Origin of the sequence: Sphingomonas naphthae, from assembly GCF_028607085.1 — a bacterium.
GTDB classification, from domain to species: domain Bacteria; phylum Pseudomonadota; class Alphaproteobacteria; order Sphingomonadales; family Sphingomonadaceae; genus Sphingomonas_Q; species Sphingomonas_Q naphthae.
Genome location: NZ_CP117411.1, coordinates 3,047,712 through 3,072,810, shown reverse-complemented (window position 1 = coordinate 3,072,810; position 25,099 = coordinate 3,047,712). Strand labels below are relative to the sequence as shown.

Here is a 25,099-nt window from a genome sequence, read left to right as displayed (position 1 = left end):
GGCTTAACGATCCACCTGGAATTGAGGAGAGGAGCCGACGATGTAGAGCGCCACCTGCGCGCGGCGCCGGGCCTGCACGGTCGCATCGGCATTCTTGACCGCTTCGATCGCCGCGACGAGCGCGCTGCGCTGGCCACCGCTCATCGTGTTGTTGAGCATCAAGAGGTCGATGCGGTTGACGAGCGCGGTCGTGTCGGTGCCGAACGCCTCCCACGGCGTCCAGTCGACGGTCGAGCCGGTCGAGCCCTCGATGCCGGTCTGCGCGGCATATTCGCTGCGGGTGTCGCCCGATACGGTCCAGTCGTAGACCAGATTGTGGCGCGCCATCACCGTCGAGACGGTCATCAGCTTGGAGGGCGGGCTCAAGAGCCCACCGCCCAGCGGCAGCGGATAATCGGGCGGGTAGAAGTTGAACACCGAGGGCGCGCTGAAGGGGCGCTGGCCGAGGCCGCTATCCCGCGTGGTGAAGGCATAGCCGTCCGACTTGGTGAGGATCAGCCGGCCGAGCGACAGGTTGAGCAGCACCGGCTCCTTCAGCTTGCCGTCGGCTGCGTCGGTCTTGGCGTTGCCGCGCGCTTCGGGATCGAGCAGGATGGCCTTCACCACCGCCTTCATGTCGCCGCGCACGCCGGAGCCATTGTTGGCGAACACCGCCGACACCCGGCCGACATAGGCGGCCGAGGGGTTGGAGGTGACGAGCTGCTGGATCAGGAATTTCGAGACATAGGGCGCGGTCGAGCTGTTGGCGAAGATCGTGTCGAGCACGGCCTTCACGCTGTCCGCCTGCGTGGCGTTGGCCGGCACGGTGGTGCCGAGGAAGCTCTTGGCGGTCGTGTCGTAGATCGCGGCGTTCGCGATCATCGGGCTGGCATAGTCGATCTGGTTGTTGTCGCTGATCGCCGCGCCATTGAGCCGGGCATAGGTCCAGCCCGTCAGCGCCTTGGCGACGCCGCGCACGTCGTCCTCGCTGTAGGTCGGCATGGTCGCGCCGGCCGAATCCTTCTGTGCCGTGCCATCCGCGTTGAGGATGTTCACGCCCATCGAGAACAGCTGCATCACTTCGCGGGCGTAATTCTGGTTGGGCGCGCTCTTCGAGCTGTTCGCCATGTCCAGATAATTGCCCATGAAGGGGTTGAGCGTCACCTGTTGCAGGATGTCGCGATAATTGCCGAAAGCATTGTCGAGGAAGATCTGGTTCAGCGTGGCCTGTCCGGCGGTCGAATTGACCTCGACGGCGGACGCCACGAGCAGCTGGGACAGGGCCCAGGCGACGCGCTGGCGAAGCTGGTCCTTATTCTCGATCGCCTGCGAATAGAAACGCATCGCGACCGGGGTGGAGGACATATAGTCGCGGTTGCACGCGCTCTGCGCGGCGCTCGCCATGGTCGAACAATAGTTGACCGCGACTGCGCGCGACTTGAGCGCGGTGTAATTGCTGTCGGTCGCGGCGAACTGTTCGTTCAGCCACGCCTCGGCGCTGCCGAGCGAGACGATGCGATCGACCAGTTCCTTGGTCGGGCCGAAGCTCGCCTGCTTGGCGAGGCGCGTCGCGTCCGCCGTGGAGATCACGACCGGCGCGGGTGCCGCCGCCGTGGTCGCCGTCGTCGCGCCGCCGGTGCCGCCGCCGCCGCCGCCACAGGATGCCAGCGACAATGCGCCGGCCGCCGCCATTACCGCGCGGGAAAGACCGCGCAGCCGAAACGATGTCATGTCTATGTTCACCCCAGGCTAGAGCCCGCCACAACGGGATCGATACGCACTCGAAATCAGGACATTACGCCCACGCAACAAAGTCGTTTGCGTCGCTTGTCTGTCGGTAAGATGTGCCGCTATCCCCGCATCTTTTATAACGCATATGGTTAATGAAGTACAAATGCTGTCTTTTACTGTGGGTTTCGTTTGTGTCGCTCTGTTGCGGTTTGGCCATAGTTCGCATGGCGTGTGAACTTGGCGGGCGTTTTCGCCGCGTGCGGTGAGGGGGCGGAGCGCGAAAAACGAATCACTTTGGTTCAAGGCTTTGCCTGCGCGCGCGGGCTGTGCGATGGGGCCGCCGATGCTTGCTCCGCCGGTCTCGACGATGGCTCTGCCGGGCCTGCTGGCCGGCGCCGGCCTCGGCCTGATCGCGGGCAGTTTCCTTTCGACACTCGTGCTGCGCTGGGCAGACGGCCGTTCGGTCGTCCATGGGCGATCGGCGTGCGACGGGTGCGGCCGGGCGTTGCGCGCGTTCGAGCTGGTGCCCTTGGTCAGCTACCTCGCCCTGCACGGGCGGTGCCGGCGCTGCGGGGCGGCGATCGACGGGCGCCATCCGCTGATGGAGGCCACCGCCGCCGCGATCGGCGCGCTCTCCTTGTGGCGCTTTCCCGGGTGGGAGGGGCTGGCCGGCGCTTTGTTCGGCTGGATGTTGCTGGCGCTGCTCGCGCTCGACCTGATCGCTCTGTGGCTGCCCGACCGGCTGACCCTGCCACTCGGCGCACTCGGGCTGGCGGGCGGCGTGGCGGGGCTGTGGCCGCCACTGGCCGATCGGGCGATCGGCGCGGTGGCGGGCTATCTGCTGCTGGCCGCCGTCGCCTGGCTCTATCAGCGGACGCGTGGGCGGATGGGGATCGGCGGGGGTGACCCCAAATTGTTCGGCGCGATCGGCGCGTGGCTCGGCTGGCGCGAACTGCCCGCCGTGCTGCTGGCCGCCAGCCTGATCGGCATCGCGATCGTTCTGGCGCGCATGATCCTGCGCCGCTCCGTCGCCACGACCGACGCGCTGCCGCTCGGCGCCTTCCTCGCGCTGGCGGCCTGGCCCCTGTGGTTGCTCTCATGACGCGCCGCGCGCCGAGCCTCGTCAGCCAGATCGCCCGGCGGTTGCGGCGGCCGTTGCGGCTGCGGTTGCCCGCCGCTCCCGATCGCGCCGGGCCGCTGATCGTGCTGGCGGCGATCCCGCTGGTATCGGCGCTGGCGGTCGAGGGGCAGGCGCAACTCGGCCGCTGGCGCAACGCGAGCCTCGAACGCACGCTCGCGCCGAAACTCGCCGCCCATGCCGCCGTGGCGCGGGCGGCGGCGGTGCAGGAGGCGGCTCTGCCTTTGCTCACCCGGCCGACGATCGGCGCGGTGGCCGAGCACCTCGCCGCCGTGCTGCCGGGGACGGCGCGGGTGCATCTGATGGCGGTCGATGCCAAGGGGCGGTTGCGGCTGGAGATCGACTGCCCCGATCCCGAGGCGCTGCGCGCGGCGCTGGCCGGCGATCCCCTGTTCGAGACGTTGCGGATGACCGGGCAGGGCGTCGCGGCATCGGAGGGCGTGCGCGTGATCCTGGCGTCGCCCGAGCCATGAGGAGCGGGCGCAAGCGCGCGGTGGCGGCGAGCCTCGCGATCATAGCGGCGCTGCTGGGGCTGGCCTTGCTGCGTCCGGCGCTGCTGCATCTGGATGCGGCGCGGGCGCGGCAGGCGATCCTGCTCGACATATCCGCCAACGCCACGCCGCCGGTGCCGCACCTCGTGCCGGCGGGGGAGGCGGCGCCGGTGCGGTCGCAGGCCGAGGCGCAGGCGCTGCTCGCCGCCACCCTGCGCGAGATCGCGGTGCGAGAGGGGCTGCTGGTCGAGGCGATCGGCCCGGCCGAGGCGCAGGCCCCGTCGATCGCCACCGCCCGCCTCCTGCTGTCGGGCAACGAGCGGGCGATGCTGCGCTTCGCCGAGGCGGTCGAGAGCCGCCAGCCGCTGATCCGCTTCGCGCGCTGGCGGCTGACCGGCGGTGGGACGCTGCGGCTGGAGGCCGAGGCGGCGATGCCGTGGGGGGCGGGGCGATGATCCGGGTGACACCCGCGCTGGTGGCCGCCGGCCTGCTGCTGGTGGCGACGCCGGTGGCGCTGATCGGCCTGCGCACGCTTCCGGCCGCCGCCCCGCTGCCGATCGCCCCCGATCCGATCCGCCCGTCGCCGGCGGCGGCGCTGGATCGCGCGATGGCGCGCAGCCTGTTCATGGCCGGGGCAGCGGAAGATGTCGCCGAGCCGGAGGAGGCGGACACCGCCGACACGGGCGATGCGCCCGCGCTGGTCGGCATCGTCGGCCGCCTGCCCGATCGGGCGGTGGCGATGGTGCGGCGGGCCTCGGGCGGCACGCGGACCTTGGCGCCCGGCGAGAGTGTCGACGGATGGCGGATCGAGGCGCTGAGCGCGGGCGCCGCGCTGTTCGTGAAGGGCGATCGCCGGGTGCGGGTGGAATTGCCGGCGGGGGAGTGAACCGCCCGCGACCCGAATACCACCGTGCTCCTGCGTAGGCAGGAGCCCAGGGTTACCGGGCGCAGCGATCGTGGCCCTGGGCTCCTGCCTGCGCAGGAGCACGGGATCGCTCAGTAAATCCCCGGCAGTTCCACCGTCAGCCTAGGCCCCGGCGGGTTGAGCAGGATGCTGCCACGCCGCCGCAACCCCGCCTCGTCCGCGCGCAGGCGATCGTACTGCGTCTTGGTTACGGCACCGGCCGCCGCCTGATCGCGCAGGATCGTGGGGCGCAGGAAGATGAAGAGGGTGCGCTTCTGGTGGCTTTCCTGGCGCGCCTTGAAGAGTTCGCCCAGCACCGGAATGTCGCCCAGCACCGGCACCTGGCTGCGCACCAGCTGGCGGTCATCGGAAATGAGGCCGCCCAGCACGATCGTCTGGCGATCGTCGGCCAGCACCGTCGTCTGGATGGAGCGGCGGTTGGTGATGAGATCGGCGGCGCCCGTTACCGCATTGGTGAGCGACGACACTTCCTGCTGCACCTCCAGCCGCACCACGTCGCCGTCGTGAACGCGGGGGACGACGCGCAGCGTGATGCCGACATCCTGCCGCTCGATGGTGGTGAAGGGGTTGGTGATGTTGCCGTCGGACGTATAGCTGCCCGTGCGGAACGGCACATTCTGGCCGACGATGATCTCGGCCGCTTCATTGTCGAGCGTGGTCAGGCTCGGCGTGGAGAGCAGGTTCGCCTTGGTCGACTGGCTGAGCGCCTGCACCAGCACGCTGAAGCGATCGGTGATGCGCAGCGCGCCCGAGACGCCTTCAGGCAGGATCGCGGCGGCGGCCGGCACGCCCAGCGAGGCGAGGATCGAATTGAGCGGCAGGCCGAGCTGGCCGAAGGAGGTGGCGGCGCCATCGCCCGCCGTGAGCGCGGCGGCGCCGAGGCCGAGTTGGATGCCGAGCGCCTCGGCATCGTCGCCGGTGATCTCGACGATGGCGGCCTCGATCTGCACCTGCGGGCGGCGCACGTCGAGATCGGTGATGAGCGGCTCGATGCCGGCGATGGCGGCGGGCGTGCCGCGCACGACGATGGCGTTGAGTTCAGGCGCGGGCTGGACGGTGAGGTCGGGCGTCGAGAAGCCCTGCGGCGCGGCATTGGCCTGCGATCCGCCGCCGGTGAGGTCGGTCACGCCGCCGCCGCCGATGTTCGACGTGCCGCCCGTCGCGGCGGCGACCGCGCCGGCGAGGCCGCTGGTGGAGCCGCTGTTGCCGCCGATCCCGCTGGTCATGCCGCTGCGCGATCCCAGCCGGCCGCGGTTGCCGCCGCTGCGCAACGAACTGGCGACCGGGTTGCTGGTGCCGCTCTCCTCACCCAGCACGCCGCGCAGCACGGCGGTGATGCCTTCCGCGTCGCCATTCTTCAGGCGGAACATGCGGGTGATGGGGGTGGCGCCGCCGGGGCGATCGAGGTTGCCGGCGATGCGGCGGGCCTGCGCCACCATCGTCGGTTCGCCGCGCACCAGCACGGTGTTGCTGCGCTCGTCGGCGCTGACGCGGGGGCCGCCCGCCGCGCCGTCGCCCAGCACGCCCTGGATCGCGGTCGCCACGTCGCGCGCGCTGGCGTAGCGCAAGCTGATGCTCTCGACGTTCGATCCGCTGCCGCCGTCGAGCGAGCGGGCGAGCGATTCGATGCGGCGGACATTGTCGGCATAATCGGTGACGACGATCGCGTTCGGGCTGGCGAGCGATTCGATATTGCCGAAATTGGCGACGAGCGGCCGGAACACGCGTGCGGCCTGTTCGGCGGGCACGTTCTGGAGGCGGATCAGCCGGGTCACGAAATCCTGCGCGCCGCGTGCGCCGGCGGTGCCCGAATCGCGTACCGCATTGGCCTGCGGGATGACGCGCCACGCCCGCCCGCTCTTGACCGCCGCGAAGCCGTGGACGCGCAGCACCGACTGGAACAGCTCCCACACGCCGTTGACCGACAGCGGCTCGGCGGAGGTGACGGTCACCTGCCCCTTCACGCCGGGATCGAGGATCAGGGTGCGGCCGGTGATGCGCGAAATCTGCTCGGCCACGTCGGCGATCTCCACGCCGCGCATGTTGACCGTGACGTCGGCGACGGGCGCCTGCGCGATCACAGGCTGGAGCGCCATCGTCGTGGCAGCGATACCGATAAGGAGGTGAGAGGGGCGCAAGGTGAACATCCTCATCGGGCCGGAAGGGCCAGGGTCATGTGTTGGCTGCCGCGCATCACGTCGATCCGGACGGTGCCGGATCGCATCGCGGCGGCGAGGGTCTGCTGGTCCTGCGCGGGGTTGCCGAGCTTGGTGCCGTTGACGCTTTCCACCACGTCGCCGGGCTGGAGGCCGGCGGCGCGGACGGTGGGGGATAGCGACTGGCCGACGCGATAGCCGCCGTTGATCGGCTCCGCGCCGATGCTGCTGAGCATCGCCTGCGGTGACATCGGGCCGGCGCCCATCGGTGGCGGCGGCGGTGCGGCGCCGGGCGGCGGGCTCTGCACCGCCATCGCGGGCGGGGCGCCGGGGTTGATGATCGGCGGCGCGGCTTGCGTTGCGGACGGCGCGGTGGCGCCGGGCTTGGGGAAGGCGAGCTGCTCGCGGTGGCCGGAGACGGAGAAGATCACGTTATCGATGCCGATCGTCTCGATCGGGCCGCCGCCGGGCACCGCCTGGCCGATGCGATAGGCGATCGGCGCCGCGCCGCCGGCCGACGCGATCAGCGCGGTCGAGGCGTCGCTCGGGATCGCCAGCATCACGCCCTTCAGTTCCAGCGGCAGGCCGGTCGGCGTCGGCGCGCCGGTGGCGCCGCTGCCGAACGGGGCGAGCGCGACGATCGGGCTCACGTCCACCTGCGGGCGCGGCAAAGTCGGGATCGGCGCGGCGGGGGCGGGCGTGCCGAGGCCGGCGGCCAGCCGCCACGTCAGCCCGGCGAACGCGATCGCGACCGAGGCGATCACGGCGCCGGTGAAGATGTCGGCGGCGATGCGGGTCTGGCGCGGCGTCATGATGCGGTGGTCGTGCCCATGTCGACGAAGCCCTCCAGCGTGGCGGCGGGGCTCGTCCGGCCGACGGGGTGCGCGGTGACGGTCACGGCGCGCAGATCGGGGTCGGCGGTCTGGCGGCTGGTGCTGCGCACCTCCCAACGCATTCCCAGCATCTCGATTGGCGCGTCGCCGGCGGGAAAGGCATCGGGCAGGCCCAGTTCGGCGAGGCGGTTTTCAGCGACCCATTGCGCCGCCGCCCGGCCCTCCATCCCGCGCACCGAATCGACATGCGCCTCGGTCGCGCGGATCAGGCCGACGGACGCGACCGCCAGGATCGCGAGCGCGACGAGGGCTTCGATCAGGGTGAAGCCTGATTCGCTGGCCGATGCTGTCGTGCCCCCCCGGCGGATCATGTCTTGGGCGCCTCGCTCGCGGCCACGGTGAGCCCGTCGTAGCGGACGATCCAGGTATCGGCGCTGCTCATCAGCCGCGCCTCGATCGGCAGGCCGGCGCCGTCGACGCCGACCGGCGCGGTGCCGCTGCCCCACAGCCGCACGCCGCGCGGCAGGCGGTGCGCGGCCAGGCTGTCGTCGGTGCCGCTGGTGCCGGTGAAGCTGTAGCCGCCCTCGTCCCACACGAAGGCGATGGCGCGATCGTCGAGCATCGCGTCGTCCGCCGCCAGCCGCAGCCGCGAGGCAAGGCGCTGGGCTTCGGACGCGGTCGATACGCCGCGCGTCGCCGCGCCCAGCCCCAGCACGGTGGCGCCGGCGGCGATGCCGATGATCGCCAGCACGATCAGCACCTCGATCAGGGTCATGCCCCGTTCCGAGGCGCGGACGCGAATCACGCGGCGATATCGCTCAGGTCGGCATCGGTGCCTTCGCCGCCGGGCTTGCCGTCCTTGCCGTAGCTGCGCAGATCGAAGCTGCCCGATCCGTCGTAGCGATAGATATAGGGCTTGCCCCACGGGTCGACCGGCACCTGCGCCAGATAGCCCTCGGCCGACCAGTTGGACGGCACCGGCTCCATCGTCGGCTTCTTGGCGAGCGCCGTCAGGCCCTGCCCGGTGGTCGGATAATCGCCATTGTCGAGGCGGTAGAGCTTGAGCGCGGCGCCGATCGTCTTGAGATCGGTGCGGGCGACCGTCACGCGGGCCTCGTCGGGCCGGCCGATCACGTTGGGCACGATCAGCGCGGCGATCAGCGCGATGATCGCCAGCACCACGATCATTTCGATCAGGGTGAGGCCCGCTTCGCGGGATCGGACGCGGGCGGTAGCAAGTTTCATCGATCTGCTACAAAAGAGTGTCACAGGGGCACAAACCTTGAAGGCGTTGGAAGTCGCGCTGGTATGACCGCTTTATTACAGGCTGATGCAATGCGCGAGCGTCCGATGAATCCATCCACCGCGACGAAAGGCTGGCGCCTCACGGCCGCCGGCCTCCTGCCGGTGGAGGATATGACAGTTTCCGGCGGCGGGATTGTGACAGTGCCGACCGAACAGGCGCTGCTGCTGACCGCCGATCTGCCGCTGCCGACGCGCGCAAAACGGGTCGCGGCGCTGCCCTTCGCGATCGAGGACCGCATCGCCGAATCGATCGAGGCGGTGCATCTGGCGCTGGGGCAGGAGATCGCGCCGCAACGCTATCTCGCCGCCGTGGTGCGGCACGACGTGATGCGCGGCTGGGTGCGGCTGCTGGCTGAACAGGGATTGGATACGGCACCGATCGTGCCCGACGCGCTGCTGTTGCCGCGCGCCGAGGCGGGCTGGGTGGTGCGGATCGCCGAGGGGCGCGCGCTGGTGCGCGGCGCCGACGGGGCAGGATTCGCGCTGCCGGCGGCGCTGCTGGCGGGGGCGTGGATCGCGGCGGGCCGTCCGGCGGTGCTGTCGCTGGGCGATCCCCTGCCGGCGGGCATCGAAAGTGAAGCGGAATTGGCGGTCGACTGGCCGATCGCCCCGCCGGTCGATCTGCGGCAGGGCGCCTATGTGGCGCGGCGGCGGCCGATCGGGTCGGTCGGGCGGCGGGTGATGATCGTCGCGGCGGCGGGCGTGCTGGCCCATGCTGCCATCGCCGCCGCCGATACGGTGGCGCTCAGGACGCTGGCGGCCAAGCGCGAGGGCGAGATGCGCGCCCTGGTCGCGACCGCCATGCCCAGCGTGTCACCGGGCGACGACGTGGCCGCCGCCGCGCTGGCGGCTCTACCGGTGGGCAATGGACCGTCGGGTCCGCCCGATCGGCTGATGCCGCTCCTCGCCCGCGTGTCGTCCGCCGCCGCCCCGGCCGGCCCGCTGGCACTGGAAGGCATGACCTATGATGCCGCGACCGGGCGGCTGACCCTGGCGGTGAAGCCGGGCGGCGAGGCCGCGCTGGCAAGCGCGCTGACATCCAGCGGCCTGTCGGCGACGGCGGGCGCGGGGCAGGTCCTGGTGCGGGAGACGGCCCGATGAGGATCGCCGCCGCCATCGGCCCCCGCCTCGATCCGTATCGCAGCCGCTTCCTGATCTGGTGGGGCGGGCGCAGCCGGCGCGAGCAGCGGCTGCTCGCCGGGCTGGCGGCGGTCGCCGCCGTCGCGCTGCTGATCGTGTGCGTGGTGAAGCCGCTCCAGGCCGCGCGCGCCGACGCGCTCTCGCGCATCCGAACCTATGACACGCTCGACGCGCGCATCCGCGCCGCCGGCCCGGCGCTGGCCGGTGGGGGCGGGGCGGCGCAGCGCAGCGGCGATCCGGCATCGATCGTCTCGGCCAGCGCCGCGCAATATGGCGTCGCCGCCTCGGCCCAGCCGGTCGCGGGCGGGCGGATGCGGGTGGCCGTGTCGGGCGCGGCCTACGACGGTGTCGTGCGCTGGCTCGACGATCTCGCCCGTACCAGCAGCCTGCGCGTCACGACGATGCGGCTCACCAGGGGAACCGCCGCCGGCACGGTCGATGGCGATCTGGTGTTCGCGGCATGACACCCATCGCCGACATGGCCGAGCCGATCGCCGACGAGGTGGCGGTGGGCGGCCTGCCTTATGGCTTCGCGCGCCGCAGCCGCGTCGTCGTCCGCGCCACCCCGGCGGGGCCGGAGTGCGTCCACGACACCGCCGCGCCGCTCGCCGGCCTGCTCGAAGTGCAGCGGCTGTATGGCGCGGGCCTGCGCTTCGCCGCCGTGCCGACCGCGCAGTTCGACCAGATTCTCGCCACGCAATATCGCGACAGCGCGCGGCAGGCGGCAGACTTCGCCGATTCCGAACTCGATCTGGCGGCGCTGGCCGACAGCGCGGCGGCGGTGGACGACCTGCTCGACCAGCGCGACGATTCGCCCGTCATCCGCCTCATCAACGCGCTGCTGCTGGAGGCGGTGAAGGAAGGCGCGTCAGACATCCACATCGAGACGCAGGAAAAGCGGCTGATCGTGCGCTTCCGCGTCGATGGCGTGTTGCGCGACGTGGTCGAGCCGCGCCGCGCGCTCGCGCCGCTGCTCGTCAGCCGCATCAAGGTGATGGCGCGGCTGGACATCGCCGAGCGACGCATCCCCCAGGATGGCCGCGTCACCTTGCGCATCGGCGGGCAGGACGTCGATGCGCGCGTTTCGACCATCCCGACCCAGCATGGCGAGCGGGTGGTGCTGCGTCTGCTCGACAAGGGCGGTGCCCGCCTCGATCTCTCCAGCCTCGGCATGAGCGACCGCGATGTGGCCGTGTTCGAGAAGTTGCTCGAGCGCCCGCACGGGCTGCTGCTGGTCACCGGGCCGACCGGGTCGGGCAAGACGACCACGCTCTACGCCGGCCTCACCACGCTCAACGATCGCCGCCGCAACATCATGACGGTGGAAGACCCGATCGAATATGAGCTGGAGGGCGTGGCGCAAACGCAGGTCAACCCGCGCACCGACCTGACCTTCGCGCGCGGGCTGCGCGCGATCCTGCGGCAAGACCCGGATGTCATCATGGTCGGCGAAATCCGCGATCAGGAGACGGCCGAGGTCGCGGTGCGATCGGCGATGACGGGGCATTTCGTGCTGTCCACGCTCCATACCAACAGCGCCGTCGGCAGCGTGACCCGGCTGATCGACATGGGCGTCGAACGCTATCTGCTGGCGCCGATGGTGGCCGGGCTGATCGCGCAGCGCCTCGTCCGCCGCCTGTGCCAGAGCTGCGCGCGCGCGGACCGGGCGAGCGATGCCGACGCGGTGCTGCTGGGCGGCGCGATCCGGGCGGGCGATCCGGTGTGGCGGCCGGTCGGCTGCGCGGACTGCCATCAGGACGGCTATCGCGGCCGGGTGGCGATCTACGAGGTCGTCGTGGTCGACGATCGGATGCAGGCGATGATCCACGACGGCGCGGCGGAAGCCGATCTGGTCCGCACCGCGCGCACCGGCGGGCCGAGCCTGCTCGACGACGGCGTCGCCCGCATCCGCGACGGCACCACCACCGTCGAGGAAGTCGCCCGCGTGGTCCGCGACGAGGCATGACGTCCTTCGTCTATCGCGCGGTAGATGCCTCGGGCGTGAACGCCAGGGGCGTGATCGAGGCGCCCGGCCCGGCGGCGGCGCGGCGGATGCTGCGCGACCGGGCCCTGCTGCCGATCTCGGTCGAGCCCGCGTCCAAGCCCCTGTCGATCGCGCTGCCGTTCCGGCGGGGCAGCGCGCGGATCGGCGCGCGGGCGCTGGCGACGGTGACGCGGCAGATTTCCACCCTCGTTAGCAGCCATGTGAATATCGAGGAGGCGCTCAACATCGTCGCGCAGCAGGCGGAGAATGCGAAGGTCGCCGCCCTCACGTCGAGCGTGCGCGACGCGATCATGGAGGGGCGCAGCTTCGCCGCAGCGCTCGGCGATCATCCGCAGACCTTTCCCGAATTCTACCGCGCATCCGTGTCGGCGGGCGAACAGTCCGGCCGGCTCGCCGAGGTGCTGGCGCATCTGGCGGTGTTCGTGGAGACGCGCCAGCGCAACCAGCAGAAGGTGAAGCTGGCGCTGTTGTATCCGGCGCTGCTGGCGGTGGTGGCGCTCGGCATGATCGCGATGCTGCTCGTCTATGTGGTGCCCGATATCGTCCGCGTGTTCGTGTCGCGCGGCGCGGAGCTGCCCTTCCTCACCCGCGCGCTGATCGCTTTCTCGGACGCGGTGGAGGGCTATGGTCTCTATGCGATCCTGGTCCTGCTGATCGGCGGCTTCCTGTTCGGGCGCTGGGCGGCGGTGCCCGCCAACCGGCTGCGGCTCGACGCTTTCTGGTCGCGGACCTGGCCGATCGCGCGCTTCAGCCGGCAGAATAATGCCGCGCGTTTCGCGGGCAGTCTGGCGACCCTCACGCTCAGCGCGGTGCCGCTGGCCGACGCGATCGACGCCGCCGCCGCCGTCACCCCCAACCGCCACCTGCGCACCCGCGCCTTCATGGTCGGCCAGCGCATCCGCGAGGGCGCCAGCCTGCGATCGGCCATGTCGGAAGCGGGCATCTTCCCCTCGATGCTGCTGGCGATCGTCGCCTCGGGCGAGAGCAGCGGCCAGCTCGGCCCCGCGCTCGACCGCGCCGCGACCGAACTGGAGCGCGAGCTGGACGCGATGGTGTCCACGCTGGTGGCGCTGGTCGAGCCGGGGGTGCTGCTGCTGATGGGCGGGATCGTGCTGCTGATGGTGCTGGCGATCCTGCTGCCGATCATCAACCTCAACAATCTCGTGACGTTGTGAGGGCGCACTCCACAAAAAGCCCCTCCCCTTCAGGGGAGGGGTTGGGGTGGGGGATGTCAGTCTCACCGAGACCGACAGGCGTTGGACCAGGTGGACAGCCCCCACCCCCAACCCAGCATCGGGTGAACAGCGCCCCGCGCTGTTCAGGTCATGCCGGGGGCATGACCGACCCGATGCTCCTAAAGGAGAGGGGCTTTAGGCGTCAGAAACTCGTCTCGATCCCGATGCCGCCGGCCGGCGCCGCGAAGGGCAGCACCTGCGATCCTTCCGGCGTCACCCGCAATTGCAGCTTGCCGTCTTCGCTGAGGCTGCCCTCGGCCAAGGTCCGCCGTCGCTGGCCGGCGGGCACCAGCAGGATGCGGCTGTCGCTGCCGACGCGGGTCAGACTCAGCACCATGGATGGCGTCAGGGTCGCGGCGCCGCCGCCGCGCGGGGCACACAGCCCCGATCCCGCGTTCACCTCGCCCTCGGCGCCCTGCGATCCGCCGCCGATGCGGATGCGCTTGATGTTCACCTGCAACGGCATCGCGCAGGTGAAGTGCAGGTACGGCAGCGCCGCCGCCAGCACCGCGCCCGATGCCGTGCCGCTCGCCGCTTCGATCGTGGTGGTGTTCATCCCGATCACGGCGACGCCGGCCAGATCGTTGCCGCTGCCCGCGATCGTCCAATCGGCCGCGAAGCCGAGGCCGGTGAGCGAGCGCAGCGGCGCCCAGCGCCATTCGGCGCGGCTGCCGTCGATCAGGGTGGCGTGGCCGCGCCACACGGTGCCGCCGATCGCGCCGATGCCGGGCGTGGGCGACATCACCGCGCTGGCCGGGATGGTCCAGGCGAGCGCGGCGAGATATGCGGCGACGCCGGTGGCGACGAACGCCGCCGTGCGTTTCGTGACACCGAACGGGAGCTGAGCCGATAATGGATCGCCGTCGATTCCTCCGGCTGGGCTCCGTGGGCCTCGTCGCAACGCTAACGCCATCGCTGGCTCCTTTGATGGCGGCCGGCCCCAAGGTGAAGCCCGCGGCGCTGCTGATCCCGCTGAGCGGACCATCGGCCGCGCTCGGCCTCTCCATGCAGCGGGCGGCCGCCCTTGTGCAAGCGACGGGTGGCAAGGCGCCGGCCGCGATCACGATGTACGACACCGGCGGCAGCGCGCAGGGCGCGGCGGCGGCGGCGGTGCTGGCGGTCAAACGCGGCGCGCCCTTGATCCTGGGGCCGATCTTCTCGGCCGAGGTGCGGGCGGTGGCGGGCGCGGCGCGGGTGCCGATCCTGGCCTTCAGCAACGACGAGAGCCTGCGCGACAGCGGCGCCTTCCTGATGGGCATCACCGCCAGCCAGTGTATCGCCGCGATCTTCGGCTATGCGCGCCGCCGGGGCGTGCGGCAGGTGGCGATGGTCGCGGGCGAGGGGGTGTGGGCCACGCAGGCCGATGCCGCCGCGCGATCGATCGCGCCCGATCTCGGCCTCGAACTGCTGCCCGTCGCCAATGCCGATCTGGCGACCCTGCGCGCGGCGGGCAGCGGGGAACTGCCGCAGGCGCTGTTCGTGGCCGATGGCGGCGATCGGTTCCTCGCCGCCGCGCGGAGTGTCGCGGGGAGCGGGGTGCAGTTGCTCGGCACGGTGCAGGCGCTGGATGCGGCCGCTCAGCGGGTGGCGGACGGGGCGTGGATCGCGGCACCCGATCCGGCCGCCTTCGCGGGCTTCGCGCGCGATTACGAGCAGCGCAACGGATCGAAGCCCGGCGCCATCGCCGCGATCGCCTATGATGCGGTGCAGATCGCGCAGGCCTTTGCCACCACGCCCCGGCTCGATCGGGCGATGCTGACCCAGCCGGCGGGCTTCCCCGGCATCGCCGGCGCGGTGCGCTTCCGGGCCGACGGCAGCGCGACGCGCGAACTCGCCATCCTCGTCGCCGCCGCCGACGGCTTCGCCGTCGCCCAAGGGTGATAATTCGCCCCGAGCGTGAGGCGGGCTTCACGCTGATCGAGATGCTGATTTCGCTCGCGCTGTTCGCGCTGATCGCGGCGGCGGGTATCGCGCTGGTCGAGAGTATCCTGAGCGTACAGGCGCGCACCTCGGGCCGGCTGGAGCGGCTGGGCGACGTGCAACGCGCGATGTTCGTGCTGTCGAACGATCTTGGCCAGGTCGCGGGCGGGCCGGTGAAGGGGGACGGCGCCACGATCAGCTTCGTCCGCCCGCTCGCCGCCAGCCTCGGCCAGCCGCAGCCGGTGGCCTATACGCTCTCAGGCGGGATGCTCGGCCGGATGGTCGGTGGGGCGGGGGCGCAGGCGCTGCTCGGCGGGGTCGCGGGTGTGCGCTGGCGCTATTATGGGCGCGAGGGCGGCTGGCAGGATCGCTGGCCGCCCAACGAAGAGCGCAAGGACGAGCGACCCGAGGCGATCGAGGTACAGCTGACGCTGGCGCCCGGCCCCAACCGCCCGGCCGGCACGATCCGCCGCGTCGTCGCGCTGCCGGCCCGGCCATGAGCGCGCGCGTTGCCGCCCGCGAGCGGGGCATGATCCTCATCAACGTGCTGCTGTTTGTCGCGCTGGCGAGCGCGGTGGTGGTCATGATGCTGTCGGCCGAAGATGCCTCGCTCCACCGCACCGCGCGGCTGACCGAGGCGGGGCGGGCGCGCGCGGCGGCGCTGGGCGGCGAGGCGTCCGCCATCACCGCGCTGCGCCGCGATCAGGTCGGCGGCGGGGACAGCGACAATCGCGGCGAGCCGTGGGGGCAGCTCACCGCCAGCAACGTCGCCATCCGGGGCGGCCGCTTCGATCTGGCGATCGCCGACGCGGAGGATCGCTTCAACATCAACCTGCTGGCCAATGACGATGCCGGATCGCAGCTGCTGGCCGCCAAGCTGGCAGGGGCGCTGTCCCTGCCGCCGGTGCTGATCGAGCAGGTGCGCGCCTATCTCAGGATGACCGGGCCGGTGTCCGACGTGGGGGTTATCGCGGTGCCGGGCCTGCCGCCGGAAACGCAGGTGCGGCTGCGCGGGCTGCTGACGGCGCTGCCCGGATCGAACAGCATCAACGCCAATGCGATCGGTGTGGACCTGCTGGGCATATTGCTCGACGATCCGGTGAAGGCGCGGCTGCTGATCGAATTGCGCGACCGGCGCGGCTTTTTGCTGCGCGAGGATTTCGCGGTGCAGGGCATTTCGGTGCCGCCGATCCTGGCCTTCACTTCGCAGACCTTCTGGGTGCGGACGCGGGTGACGATCGGCGACACGACGCAGACGCTGACGAGCCTGCTGCGGCGATCGAACGGACATGTGCGGCCGATCGGGCGGTGGTGGGGCGCGGGCGCGCCGGGGCCGGCGCCGAGGTAAACCTCAACCCGTTCGTCCCTCGACTTCGCTCGGGACGAACGGATCGAGAAAGGGTGGGTCAGTCCTTCCGACAATAGCGCAACACCGTCTCGACCACGATCGCCCGCCGCGTCGCGACCGCCTCGGGCGAGCCCATGTGGTAGCTGAAGACCTTTTCGAACGTGTAGCGGTTGGAGACGTTGTAGAAGCTCAATGCGCTCATCGTCATGTGCAGCTGGAGCGGGTCTAGCCCCTCGCGAAACACACCGTCCGCCTCGCCGCGCCGGATCAGTTCGCCGATCATGCCGACCACCGAATCGCTGCGCGTCTGGGTGCTGTCGATCGATCCGATCATCGCGCCGCGCTGGATATTCTCGTTCATCACGAGCCGCACGAATTCGGGATGCTCGCTGTGATAGTCGAAGGTGATCTCGGTCAGGCGGGCCATCGCCTCGGCCGGCGGCATCGATTCGAGTTCGGCGACCGCCTCGGTGCGGCGGATGCGCGCATAGGCTTGGGCCAGCACGGATCGGTACAGCCCCTCCTTCGATTCGAAATAATAATAGATCATCCGCTTGGAGGTGTTGGTGCGCTCGGCGATCTCGTCGATCCGCGCGCCGCTATAGCCCTTGTCGGCGAATTCCTCGGTCGCGATCTCCAGGATCTGCTTGCGCGTGCGGTCGGCGGAACGGGTCTGCGCGGGGGAGATCGGCGGTGTGCCAAGCGTCTTCGTCATGCGGCCTTATTGGCACAGCGCCACGCCCGCACAAGCGCCGCGCAAAAATCCGATTGACGTAACGTACCAGTTCGTACATTCGCCATTCAGAGCCGGAACGCCGGCCGCGTGTGGAGGGGAGTGTCGAAGTGGCAGATGCCGTTACCAGCCAGTCGGGCACGCTGATCGGTCTGATCGGCCAGGGCATCGGCGGCTCGCGTTCCCCGGCGCTCCACATGGTCGAGGCCGACGCGCAGGGCATGCGCTACATCTATCGGCTGATCGATCTTGATGTGCTGGGCCGCACCGCCGACGATCTTCCCTTCCTGCTGGAGGCGGCCATCGCCGCCGGGTTCGACGGGCTCAACATCACCCATCCGTGCAAGCAGCGCATCATTCCGCTGCTCGACGAGGTCGATCCGATCGCCGCCGAGATCGGCGCGGTCAACACCGTGCGGATCGTGAACGGCCGCACGAAGGGCTATAACACCGATCAATATGGCTTCCGTTCGGGTATCGAGCGCGAGCTGGGCAGCATCGCCGGCCAGAAGGTCGTTCAGCTGGGCGCGGGCGGCGCCGGGGCCGCGACGGCCAGCGCCGTGCTGATGCTGGAGGCCGCGCGGCTGGAGATCGCCGACGTCGATTCGGCGCGCGCCGAGCAGCTCGCCGCGTCGCTGGCATCGCGCTTCGGCGGCGACCGGGTCGGCGCGGTGCGCGATGTCGTGGCGGCGATCGGCGCGGCCGACGGGCTCGTTCACGCCACGCCGACCGGCATGGCGGCGCACCCCGGCCTGCCGCTCGACGGGGCGCTGCTGCGCCCCGATCTTTGGGTCGCCGAGATCGTCTATTTCCCGCTCGAAACCGAATTGCTGCGCCGGGCGCGGGCGACAGGTGCGCGCACCGTGCATGGCGGCTATATGGCCGTGTTTCAGGCGGTCGGCGCGTTCGAGATCTTCACCGACCGCAAGGCGGACAGCGAACGGATGATGCGGCATTTCGCCAGCTTCGGTCAGGACGTGGCGGCATGAGCGCGCTCTCCCCCCGTGCGTCCAAGGTCCGCTACGGCGTCCTCGGCCTGATCGCGACCGGCACGCTCATCAACTATCTCGATCGCACGATCCTCGGCATCGCGGCGCCCTCGCTGACCGCCGAGCTGGCGATCAACCCGGCGCTGATGGGCCTCATCTTCTCGGCCTTCTCCTGGACCTATGCGGCCGCGCAGATTCCGGGCGGCGCCTTCCTCGATCGCTTCGGTACGCGGCTGACCTATTTCCTGTCGGTCGGCTTCTGGTCCTTCTTCACCCTGCTCCACGCCTTCGTTGGCGGCATCGCCAGCCTGCTGGGCTTGCGCTTCCTGCTCGGCATCGCGGAATCGCCCTGCTTTCCGGCCAACAGCCGCGTCGTGGCGACATGGTTCCCCCGGCAGGAGCGGGCGATGGCGACCGGCGTCTATACCGTCGGCGAATATATCGGCCTGGCCTTCCTCAGCCCCCTGCTGTTCGCGGTGCTGGCCCATTTCGGCTGGCGGGCGCTGTTCATCGGCGCGGGCACGGCGGGCATGATCTTCTCGCTCGTGTGGTGGCTGCGCTATCGCGAGCCGGGCAGGAGCCGCGCCAACCAGGCCGAGCTGGACCATATCGTCGCCGGCGGCGGCTTGATCGACCAGCCCGCGCGCCAGAAGCTCGACTGGTCGAAGGCCGGCCTGCTGCTGCGTCGCCGCCAGATGTGGGGCATCTGCCTCGGCCAGTTCGCCGGCAATTCGACGCTCGTATTCTTCCTGACGTGGTTCCCGACCTATCTCGCGGTCGAGCGGCATATGGATTGGCTCAAGATCGGCTTCTTCGCGATCATGCCCTTCATCGCCGCCTCGATCGGCGTGCTGTTCGGCGGCTGGTGGTCGGATTCGATGCTGCGCCGGGGCATTTCGCCAAACGTCGCGCGCAAGCTGCCGATCATTCTCGGCCTGCTGCTCGCCTCCACCATCGTCAGCGCCAATTTCGTCGAGGACAATCGCATCGTCATCGCGATCCTCAGCCTCGCCTTCTTCGCACAGGGCATGGCGGCGCTGGGCTGGACGCTGGTGTCGGACATCGCGCCGGAGGGGATGCTCGGCGTCACCGGCGGCGTGTTCAACCTGGCGGCCAATCTGGCGGGCATCGTCACGCCGATCGTGGTGGGCGCGATCGTCGCCGCGACGGGCAGCTTCGTCTTCGCGCTCGCCTTCATCGGGCTGATCGCGCTGATGGGCGCGCTGTCCTACATCTTCATCCTCGGGGACGTGAAGCGCATCACACTTTAGGCCGACTGGCGGGCGCCAACGAGCGCCCGCTAAAGATAACTAACTAGATCGTACAAACAGGGAGTAGGATTATGAAAACGCTGTTCACCGGCATTTCCGCGGTCGCATTCCTGACGGCCTCGGCCGCCATGGCGCAGACCTCGCCCACCGCCGCCGCCCCGGCCACCGACGCCAATTCGCTGCCGGCCGCCGCCGACCAGACCGCGCCCGGCGCGCTGCCCTCGCAGGGCGCCGCCACCCCGGCCGAAGTGCAGGGCGCGCCCGCGCCGGAAACCGCCGAGATCGTCGTCACCGGATCGCGCATCACCCGCAGCGACTATAGCTCGGCCAGCCCGATCGTGACCACCAGCCAGGCCGCGCTGAAGGCCAGCGGTTCGGTCAACGTCGAGCAGTCGCTCAACCAGCTGCCGCAGTTCATCCCCGGCTCGGGCTCGCAGGGCGGTGGCGCCTCGGCCGCCGCGTCGGCCGGCCGCGCGACGCTCAACCTTCGCGGTCTGGGCGACAAGCGCAACCTCATCCTGCTCGATGGCCGCCGCCTGCCGCCCTCGACCGTGTTCAACGTCACCGACGTCAACATCATCCCGCAGTCGCTGGTCGAAAGCGTCGAGACGATCACCGGCGGCGCATCGGCCGTCTACGGCTCGGACGCGATCTCGGGCGTGGTCAACTTCCGCACCCGCCGCCACATGAACGGCATCGAGATCGACGGGCAGGTCGGCAACACCGTCACCGGCGACCGCTTCTCGGCCGACGTGTCGCTCTCGGGCGGCTGGACCAGCAAGGACGATCGCTTCAACATCGTCGCCAGCGCCGGCTACACCAAGCGGGACGAGCTGAAGGGTTCGGAGCGGTCCTTCTTCGATCTCGGCATCCTGTCGTCGTTCATCGGCCAGGGCACCTTCGTCCCCTCGGGCACCAATTTGCCGAGCCAGGCGGCGGTCAACGCGGCCTTCCCGAACCTCGCCGCCGGCACGGTCGTGCGCACCAACGCGCTCGGCTTCAACGAAAACGGCTCGCTGTTCAGCCAGGTCGGCGCGTTCAACTATGCCGGGCCGACGAGTGGCGATTACGTCACCTTCGGCGGTGTCGTGCGCCAGCCGGTCGCGCGCCAGCAGTCGATCGAGCGGCCGATGGAGCGCAAGTCCTTCTTCGCCAAGACCGATTATGAAGTGTCGGACGCGCTGACGCTCTACGCGCAGGGCCTGTATGTGGACAGCCACGCCCGCACCAACATCGGCAATTCGCTGACCCAGTTCATCACGGTCAACGTGGCGGCGAACAATCCGTTCGTGCCGGCCAGCCTGCGCGCCTTGCTCGCCTCGCGGCCGAACCCGACCGCCAGCTTCAGCATCAACCGCCGCTTCACCGAAATCGAACCGCGCATCTTCGACACGACGTTCAAGACGAGCCAGTTCATCATCGGCGCGCGCGGCAAGATCGGGTTGGGCGACTGGACCTACGACATCTACGGCAGCCGCGATCGCAACACGATCCACGACAACATCGAAAACGGCGTGCTCGGCAACCGGGTGAACCAGTTGCTCGGCGCGGCCGACGGCGGCGCCTCGATCTGCGCGGGCGGCTACAATCCGTTCGGCCTGACCAACGCCTCGCGCATCTCGGCGGCGTGCGTCGATTACATCACGGACACGATCACCCGCACCGAGAAGATCAAGCAGAACACGATCGAAGGCAGCGTCCAGGGCTCGCTGTTCGCGCTGCCCGCCGGCGACGTGAAGTTGTCGGTCGTCGCCACCTATCGCGAGAATGAATATAGCTTCCAGCCGGACGCGCAGCTGATCGCGGGCAACGTCTTCGCGACCAACCAGACCAACCCGACCAGCGGCAAGACCAATGTGAAGGAAATCGCGGGCGAGCTGTTCGTGCCGATCCTGCGCGACACGCCCTTCTTCCACCGCCTCAACCTGTCGGTCGGCGGGCGCTATTCGGATTACAACGTCACCGGCAGCATCAAGACCTACAAGGCGGAGCTGGAATGGGCGCCGATCGCCCCCGTGCTGTTCCGCGGCGGTTACCAGCGCGCCATCCGCGCGCCCAACATCGGCGAGCTGTTTTCCTCCGCCACGGGCGCGCAGGTGCAGATCGGCAATCCGCCCGCATCGGGCGACCCCTGCGACGTGCGCAGCGTCTCGCGCACCGGCGCCAACGCCGCCCAGATCCGCGCGCTGTGCGTGGCGACCGGCGTGCCGACCAGCCTGGTCGACAGCTATAATTTCACCACAGTCGCCATCCCCGTCACCAACGCGGGCAACACCGGCCTGAGCCCGGAGACGGCCACCACCAAGACGGCCGGCGTCGTGCTGCGCCCGCGCTTCTCGTCGCCGCTGCTCAGCAACATCTCGGTCTCGGTCGATTTCTACGACATCGCGATCAAGGACGTCATCTCGACGGTGGCGGGCAACACCGCGCTGGCGAAATGCTACAATCAGGACGGCACCAACCCGACCTACAGCGCGGCCAACGCCTTCTGCGCGCTGATCCAGCGCGACGCGACCGGCGGCATCTCCAACGTGGCGCTGCCCTATCTCAATCTGGGCGGGCTGAAGACGCGCGGCATCGATCTCCAGCTCGACTGGGGCGTGCGCCTCGGCACGTTCGGCGATCTGGGCGACGCCCGCTTCTCGATCAACACGCTCGTCAGCTATCTCGACAGCTACAAGATCAAGAACTTCCCGGGTGAAGCCTTCGCCGAGTTCGCGGGCACGATCGACGCCACCAACTCGCTGCCGCTGCCGAAATGGCGCTACACCACCAGCGCCAACCTCACGGTCGGCAAGGCGGACTTCGGCGTGCGCTGGCGCCACCTCGCCTCGATGGACGATGTGACGCAGGTGATCCGCCCCGCCAGCCCCGCGCCCGGCGTGCCGCATTACGACGTGTTCGACCTGTCGGGCCGTCTGGCGGTGACCAAGGCGTATGAACTGCGTGCCGGCATCACCAACCTGTTCGACAAGCAGCCGCTGGTGATCGCGGGCACGCCCGGCAACACGCTGCCCGGCACCTACGACGTGCTGGGTCGATCCTTCTACGTCGGCGCCAAGGTCCGCTTCTAAGCGGATCGGCCGACGCAGGCGGGCGCTCCTCCCTCACCCCCCTCCGCCAAAGAGGGGGGAGCGTCCGATTACGGGACATATGCATGACGACGATTGCCGACCGGCCGCTGGTGATGATCCTCAACGGCCCCAATCTGAACCTGCTGGGCACGCGCGAGCCCGCCATCTACGGCCACGACACGCTCAACGCCATCGCCGCCCGATCCGCCACGCACGCCGACACGCTCGGCCTCACCCTCGAATTTCGCCAGAGCAACCATGAGGGGGTTCTGGTCGACTGGATGCACGAGGCGCGGGCGCGCGGTGCGAAGGCGCTGATCCTGAACGCGGGCGCCTACACCCACACATCGGTGGCGCTGCACGACGCGATCAAGGCGATCGAGCTGCCGGTGATCGAACTCCACCTGAGCAACCCCCACACCCGCGAACCCTTCCGCCACGAAAGCTATATCGGCCGAGCGGCGAAGGGCGTGATCGCGGGCTTCGGCGCGGCGGGCTATCTGCTCGCGCTGGATGCGGTGGCGCGGCTGTAGCATCGGCTTGCTGCTTATTACGGCCTGCCATATCGTTGGGAGGGAGGCTGTTGATGTCGAAACCGAAAGTCCGGCCTGTTTGCGCCGACGAAGACGCTTTTGCGCGCCTGAAGGCGGAACTCGTGGCGGCTTTTGCTGCTCCTGAAAGCGCCTACACATTTTTGGATGCGTCTATGGTGATAGCACGCAACGTCTGCGACTATTCGGAATGGAAACACGTTCGTCCTGAGTAGCCCCTTCGACTGCCTGCCAAGGCAGTCGCTCAGGACAGGCATTGAGCTTGTCGAAATGGCGTATCGAAAGATGTGCCTTGGCGCGGATGCTTCGATACGGGACTTCGACAGGCTCAGTCCCTACTCAGCACGAACGGCTTCGGTTTCAGAGCGGCACCGCCTCTTCGCGATAGCGGTTCTGCGCGGCCAGCCGGATCCCGGCGTTGGGCGCGCCATAGCCGTCGTAGCCCTGCCGTTCGACGAATTCGAAGAAGAAGTGTTTGTCGAACGCCCGGCTGTAGAATTGGCGGTAATCATGCCCCTCGGCATCCCGATCGAACAGCAGCCCGAGGGCGGCCATGCGCTCGATCTCCGCATCGGTGAAGCCGAAACGGGCGGCGAGATCGTCGTAATAATTGGCGGGGATGGCGAGGGTTTCGAGGCCCTGCGCGGCCAGTTTCGCGGCGGTGGCGGTCGCGTCGGCGGTGCGCAGCGCGACATGCTGGTAGCCCGCGCCGAACGACTGATGGAGGAAGCGCGCCGAGAGCGTGCCGCGCGCGTCGGTGCTGTTGAGGGTCAGGCGGAAGCCGCCGTCGGGGCTCTGGATCGCCTGGCTGAAGACGAGGCCGGAGGGGTCGATCACGTCCTGCGCGGTCTGGACCTGCACGTCGAACAAGGCGCGCCAGTAGAGCTGCCACGACAGGAATTCGTCGTTGGGCACCACGGCGGCGAGGTGGTCGATCGCCTCGATCGATCCCGCGCCGGGCGCGGCCGGGGCGCTGCGAAATTCGGAGCCCCAGATCGCGTCGGCATCGGCCTGGTCGACGACATAGACCAAGCTGCCGGCCACGCCGCGCAGCGCCGGCATGGCGGGCAGGTCGGTCGGCTCGCGGACGATGCCGAGCGCCTCGGCGCGGGCGACCGTCGCGGGGCCGTCCGCCACCTTCAGGCCGATCGCGCAGATCGAGGTGCCGTGGGTGGTGCGATACGCCTCCGCGAAACCGCCGGGCTCTCCGTTCATCACCAGATTGGCCGCGCCGTTGCGCCAGCGGGTCACGTCCTTGGTCGGATGGCGGCCGGCGGGGGAGAAGCCCATGCGGGTGAACATCGCGCTCAGCCGCTCGCGATCCTTGGGATCGACCGCGAATTCGACGAATTCGGTGCCGAGGATCGTCGCGGGCGGCGGCATGATCGTCGCCGCGCCGATGCGTCGCATCGCGGCGTCGCGCACCATGTCGAGCGAGCGCACCCCGTCGCTCGCCACCATCGCGGCCGAATTGGAGCGGAAGCGATCGTTGAATATCTCCAGCGACAGCGGACCATCATATCCGGTGCGCAGGATTTCGGCGACGAAGCCCGTCACGTCGAGCCCGCCCTGGCCCGGCAGGTTGCGGAAGTGACGGCTCCAGTAGAGCAGATCCATGTCGAGCAGGGGCGCGTCGGCGAGCTGAACATAGACGATCTTGTCGCCGTCGATCGCGGCGATGCTGTCGCTCGGGATTTTGCGCGAGAGCGAGTGAAAGCTGTCGAGGATGATGCCGATCGCGGGGTGATCGACCGCTTTCACGATATCCCACACCTGGCGGTGATCGTTGACGTGCCGGCCCCATGCCAGCGCCTCGTAACCGACACGGATGCCGTGCACCGCCGCGCGCCCGCCCAGCTCGCGGAAATCATCGACGATGCGGGCCGTATCGCCCAGCGCGTGGGGCGAGCAGTTGGAGCAGATCAGGATGCGATCGGTGCCCAGCTCGCCCATCAGGTCGAACTTGCGTTCGGCGCGGTCGAAGGTGCGGGCGCGCAGCGGTTCGGGCATCCCCTCGAAATCGCGGAACGGCTGGTAGAGCGAGCAGGCGAGGCCGAGGTCGGCGAGCATCACGCGCACCTCGCGCGGGGAGAGCGCGCAGCCGAGCAGGTCGTTCTCGAAAATCTCGACGCTGTCGAAGCCGGCGGCGGCGGCCGCACGCAATTTGTCCTCCAGCGTGCCGCTCAGCGAAACGGTGGCGATGGCGTTGTGCATGGCTGGCTCCTCGATCCGAGGGCAGCCAGTTAACCGATCCGTACACATGCCATAAGCCGCC

At 69.7% G+C, this 25,099-nt stretch carries 25 protein-coding genes; 16 read left to right on the top strand and 9 right to left on the bottom strand.

The window, feature by feature from the left end:
* Nucleotides 1–3: 3 nt before the first annotated feature.
* On the bottom strand, nucleotides 4–1,710 hold the full coding sequence (locus PQ455_RS14765) for a DUF1800 domain-containing protein (RefSeq protein WP_273686861.1): 1,707 nt from the start codon (nucleotides 1,708–1,710) through the stop codon (nucleotides 4–6).
* 343 nt (nucleotides 1,711–2,053) lie between these two features.
* Here PQ455_RS14765 and PQ455_RS14760 point away from each other — a divergent pair, with 343 nt between their 5' ends.
* The 4 genes from PQ455_RS14760 to PQ455_RS14745 are packed head-to-tail and all read left to right on the top strand — an operon-like array spanning nucleotide 2,054 to nucleotide 4,225.
* A complete protein-coding gene (locus PQ455_RS14760) occupies nucleotides 2,054–2,812 on the top strand; it encodes a prepilin peptidase (protein WP_273686860.1) in 759 nt (252 codons plus the stop codon).
* Nucleotides 2,809–3,321: a hypothetical protein gene (locus PQ455_RS14755; protein WP_273686859.1), complete on the top strand. Its 513-nt coding sequence runs from the start codon at nucleotides 2,809–2,811 to the stop codon at nucleotides 3,319–3,321. The genes PQ455_RS14760 and PQ455_RS14755 overlap by 4 nt, the downstream gene beginning before the upstream one ends.
* Entirely contained in the window at nucleotides 3,318–3,794 is a 477-nt protein-coding gene (locus tag PQ455_RS14750) for a hypothetical protein (protein WP_273686858.1), read from the top strand. Before PQ455_RS14755 ends, PQ455_RS14750 begins: the two co-directional genes overlap by 4 nt.
* Nucleotides 3,791–4,225: a hypothetical protein gene (locus PQ455_RS14745; RefSeq protein ID WP_273686857.1), complete on the top strand. Its 435-nt coding sequence runs from the start codon at nucleotides 3,791–3,793 to the stop codon at nucleotides 4,223–4,225. Before PQ455_RS14750 ends, PQ455_RS14745 begins: the two co-directional genes overlap by 4 nt.
* A gap of 110 nt (nucleotides 4,226–4,335) precedes the next feature.
* On the opposite strand, the gene gspD is transcribed toward PQ455_RS14745, so the two are convergent.
* From gspD to gspG, 5 genes are read right to left on the bottom strand one after another with little or no spacing between them, the layout of a single operon-like run.
* Complete coding sequence (gspD, locus tag PQ455_RS14740) at nucleotides 4,336–6,360, bottom strand: type II secretion system secretin GspD (RefSeq protein WP_273686856.1); 2,025 nt, start codon at nucleotides 6,358–6,360, stop codon at nucleotides 4,336–4,338.
* Between the two features lie 53 nt (nucleotides 6,361–6,413).
* The gene (locus PQ455_RS14735) at nucleotides 6,414–7,232 is read right to left on the bottom strand and encodes a type II secretion system protein N (RefSeq protein ID WP_273686854.1); all 819 of its coding nucleotides are present in this window, start codon (nucleotides 7,230–7,232) and stop codon (nucleotides 6,414–6,416) included.
* On the bottom strand, nucleotides 7,229–7,624 hold the full coding sequence (gene gspI / locus PQ455_RS14730; RefSeq protein ID WP_273686853.1) for a type II secretion system minor pseudopilin GspI: 396 nt from the start codon (nucleotides 7,622–7,624) through the stop codon (nucleotides 7,229–7,231). Before gspI ends, PQ455_RS14735 begins: the two co-directional genes overlap by 4 nt.
* Nucleotides 7,621–8,058: a pilus assembly FimT family protein gene (locus PQ455_RS14725; RefSeq protein WP_273686852.1), complete on the bottom strand. Its 438-nt coding sequence runs from the start codon at nucleotides 8,056–8,058 to the stop codon at nucleotides 7,621–7,623. The genes gspI and PQ455_RS14725 overlap by 4 nt, the downstream gene beginning before the upstream one ends.
* Complete coding sequence (gene gspG / locus PQ455_RS14720; RefSeq protein WP_273686851.1) at nucleotides 8,055–8,498, bottom strand: type II secretion system major pseudopilin GspG; 444 nt, start codon at nucleotides 8,496–8,498, stop codon at nucleotides 8,055–8,057. The genes PQ455_RS14725 and gspG overlap by 4 nt, the downstream gene beginning before the upstream one ends.
* 105 nt (nucleotides 8,499–8,603) lie before the next feature.
* On the opposite strand from gspG, the gene gspL reads away from it, so the two are divergent.
* Genes gspL through PQ455_RS14700 form a run of 4 tightly spaced genes read left to right on the top strand, consistent with a single transcriptional unit; the run spans nucleotide 8,604 to nucleotide 12,878 of the window.
* Nucleotides 8,604–9,659 (top strand): type II secretion system protein GspL, encoded by a 1,056-nt coding sequence (gene gspL, locus PQ455_RS14715; protein WP_273686850.1) that lies wholly within the window; start codon nucleotides 8,604–8,606, stop codon nucleotides 9,657–9,659.
* Entirely contained in the window at nucleotides 9,656–10,162 is a 507-nt protein-coding gene (gspM, locus tag PQ455_RS14710) for a type II secretion system protein GspM (RefSeq protein WP_273686849.1), read from the top strand. Before gspL ends, gspM begins: the two co-directional genes overlap by 4 nt.
* Nucleotides 10,159–11,664: a type II secretion system ATPase GspE gene (gene gspE / locus PQ455_RS14705; protein ID WP_273686848.1), complete on the top strand. Its 1,506-nt coding sequence runs from the start codon at nucleotides 10,159–10,161 to the stop codon at nucleotides 11,662–11,664. The genes gspM and gspE overlap by 4 nt, the downstream gene beginning before the upstream one ends.
* The gene (locus PQ455_RS14700; protein WP_273686847.1) at nucleotides 11,661–12,878 is read left to right on the top strand and encodes a type II secretion system F family protein; all 1,218 of its coding nucleotides are present in this window, start codon (nucleotides 11,661–11,663) and stop codon (nucleotides 12,876–12,878) included. The genes gspE and PQ455_RS14700 overlap by 4 nt, the downstream gene beginning before the upstream one ends.
* Before the next feature lie 202 nt (nucleotides 12,879–13,080).
* Here the strand turns inward: PQ455_RS14700 and PQ455_RS14695 are convergent, their stop codons facing one another.
* Nucleotides 13,081–13,680: a hypothetical protein gene (locus PQ455_RS14695; RefSeq protein WP_273686846.1), complete on the bottom strand. Its 600-nt coding sequence runs from the start codon at nucleotides 13,678–13,680 to the stop codon at nucleotides 13,081–13,083.
* Between the two features lie 185 nt (nucleotides 13,681–13,865).
* Here PQ455_RS14695 and PQ455_RS14690 point away from each other — a divergent pair, with 185 nt between their 5' ends.
* Genes PQ455_RS14690 through PQ455_RS14680 form a run of 3 tightly spaced genes read left to right on the top strand, consistent with a single transcriptional unit; the run spans nucleotide 13,866 to nucleotide 16,206 of the window.
* Nucleotides 13,866–14,819: a type 1 periplasmic-binding domain-containing protein gene (locus PQ455_RS14690; RefSeq protein ID WP_273686845.1), complete on the top strand. Its 954-nt coding sequence runs from the start codon at nucleotides 13,866–13,868 to the stop codon at nucleotides 14,817–14,819.
* Complete coding sequence (locus PQ455_RS14685) at nucleotides 14,816–15,358, top strand: type II secretion system protein GspJ (protein ID WP_273686844.1); 543 nt, start codon at nucleotides 14,816–14,818, stop codon at nucleotides 15,356–15,358. Before PQ455_RS14690 ends, PQ455_RS14685 begins: the two co-directional genes overlap by 4 nt.
* Nucleotides 15,355–16,206: a type II secretion system minor pseudopilin gene (locus tag PQ455_RS14680; RefSeq protein WP_273686843.1), complete on the top strand. Its 852-nt coding sequence runs from the start codon at nucleotides 15,355–15,357 to the stop codon at nucleotides 16,204–16,206. Before PQ455_RS14685 ends, PQ455_RS14680 begins: the two co-directional genes overlap by 4 nt.
* Before the next feature lie 58 nt (nucleotides 16,207–16,264).
* Here the strand turns inward: PQ455_RS14680 and PQ455_RS14675 are convergent, their stop codons facing one another.
* Nucleotides 16,265–16,921, bottom strand: a complete 657-nt coding sequence (locus PQ455_RS14675; RefSeq protein ID WP_273686842.1) for a TetR/AcrR family transcriptional regulator — start codon at nucleotides 16,919–16,921, stop codon at nucleotides 16,265–16,267.
* A 128-nt stretch (nucleotides 16,922–17,049) separates the two neighbouring features.
* On the opposite strand from PQ455_RS14675, the gene PQ455_RS14670 reads away from it, so the two are divergent.
* From PQ455_RS14670 to PQ455_RS14650, 5 genes are all read left to right on the top strand, one after another.
* The gene (locus PQ455_RS14670) at nucleotides 17,050–17,928 is read left to right on the top strand and encodes a shikimate dehydrogenase (protein ID WP_273686841.1); all 879 of its coding nucleotides are present in this window, start codon (nucleotides 17,050–17,052) and stop codon (nucleotides 17,926–17,928) included.
* Nucleotides 17,925–19,199 carry an MFS transporter gene (locus PQ455_RS14665; RefSeq protein WP_273686840.1) on the top strand — a complete coding sequence of 425 codons (1,275 nt, stop codon included), beginning with the start codon at nucleotides 17,925–17,927 and terminating at the stop codon, nucleotides 19,197–19,199. Before PQ455_RS14670 ends, PQ455_RS14665 begins: the two co-directional genes overlap by 4 nt.
* Nucleotides 19,200–19,270: 71 nt before the next feature.
* A complete protein-coding gene (locus tag PQ455_RS14660; RefSeq protein ID WP_273686839.1) occupies nucleotides 19,271–22,273 on the top strand; it encodes a TonB-dependent receptor plug domain-containing protein in 3,003 nt (1,000 codons plus the stop codon).
* Between the two features lie 83 nt (nucleotides 22,274–22,356).
* On the top strand, nucleotides 22,357–22,806 hold the full coding sequence (gene aroQ, locus PQ455_RS14655) for a type II 3-dehydroquinate dehydratase (protein WP_420542790.1): 450 nt from the start codon (nucleotides 22,357–22,359) through the stop codon (nucleotides 22,804–22,806).
* A 53-nt stretch (nucleotides 22,807–22,859) separates the two neighbouring features.
* Nucleotides 22,860–23,039: a hypothetical protein gene (locus tag PQ455_RS14650; protein WP_273686838.1), complete on the top strand. Its 180-nt coding sequence runs from the start codon at nucleotides 22,860–22,862 to the stop codon at nucleotides 23,037–23,039.
* Nucleotides 23,040–23,184: 145 nt separating this feature from the next.
* Here the strand turns inward: PQ455_RS14650 and PQ455_RS14645 are convergent, their stop codons facing one another.
* Nucleotides 23,185–25,038, bottom strand: coding sequence for a bifunctional sugar phosphate isomerase/epimerase/4-hydroxyphenylpyruvate dioxygenase family protein (locus PQ455_RS14645; RefSeq protein ID WP_273686837.1), 1,854 nt, complete (start codon nucleotides 25,036–25,038; stop codon nucleotides 23,185–23,187).
* Nucleotides 25,039–25,099: the final 61 nt, after the last annotated feature.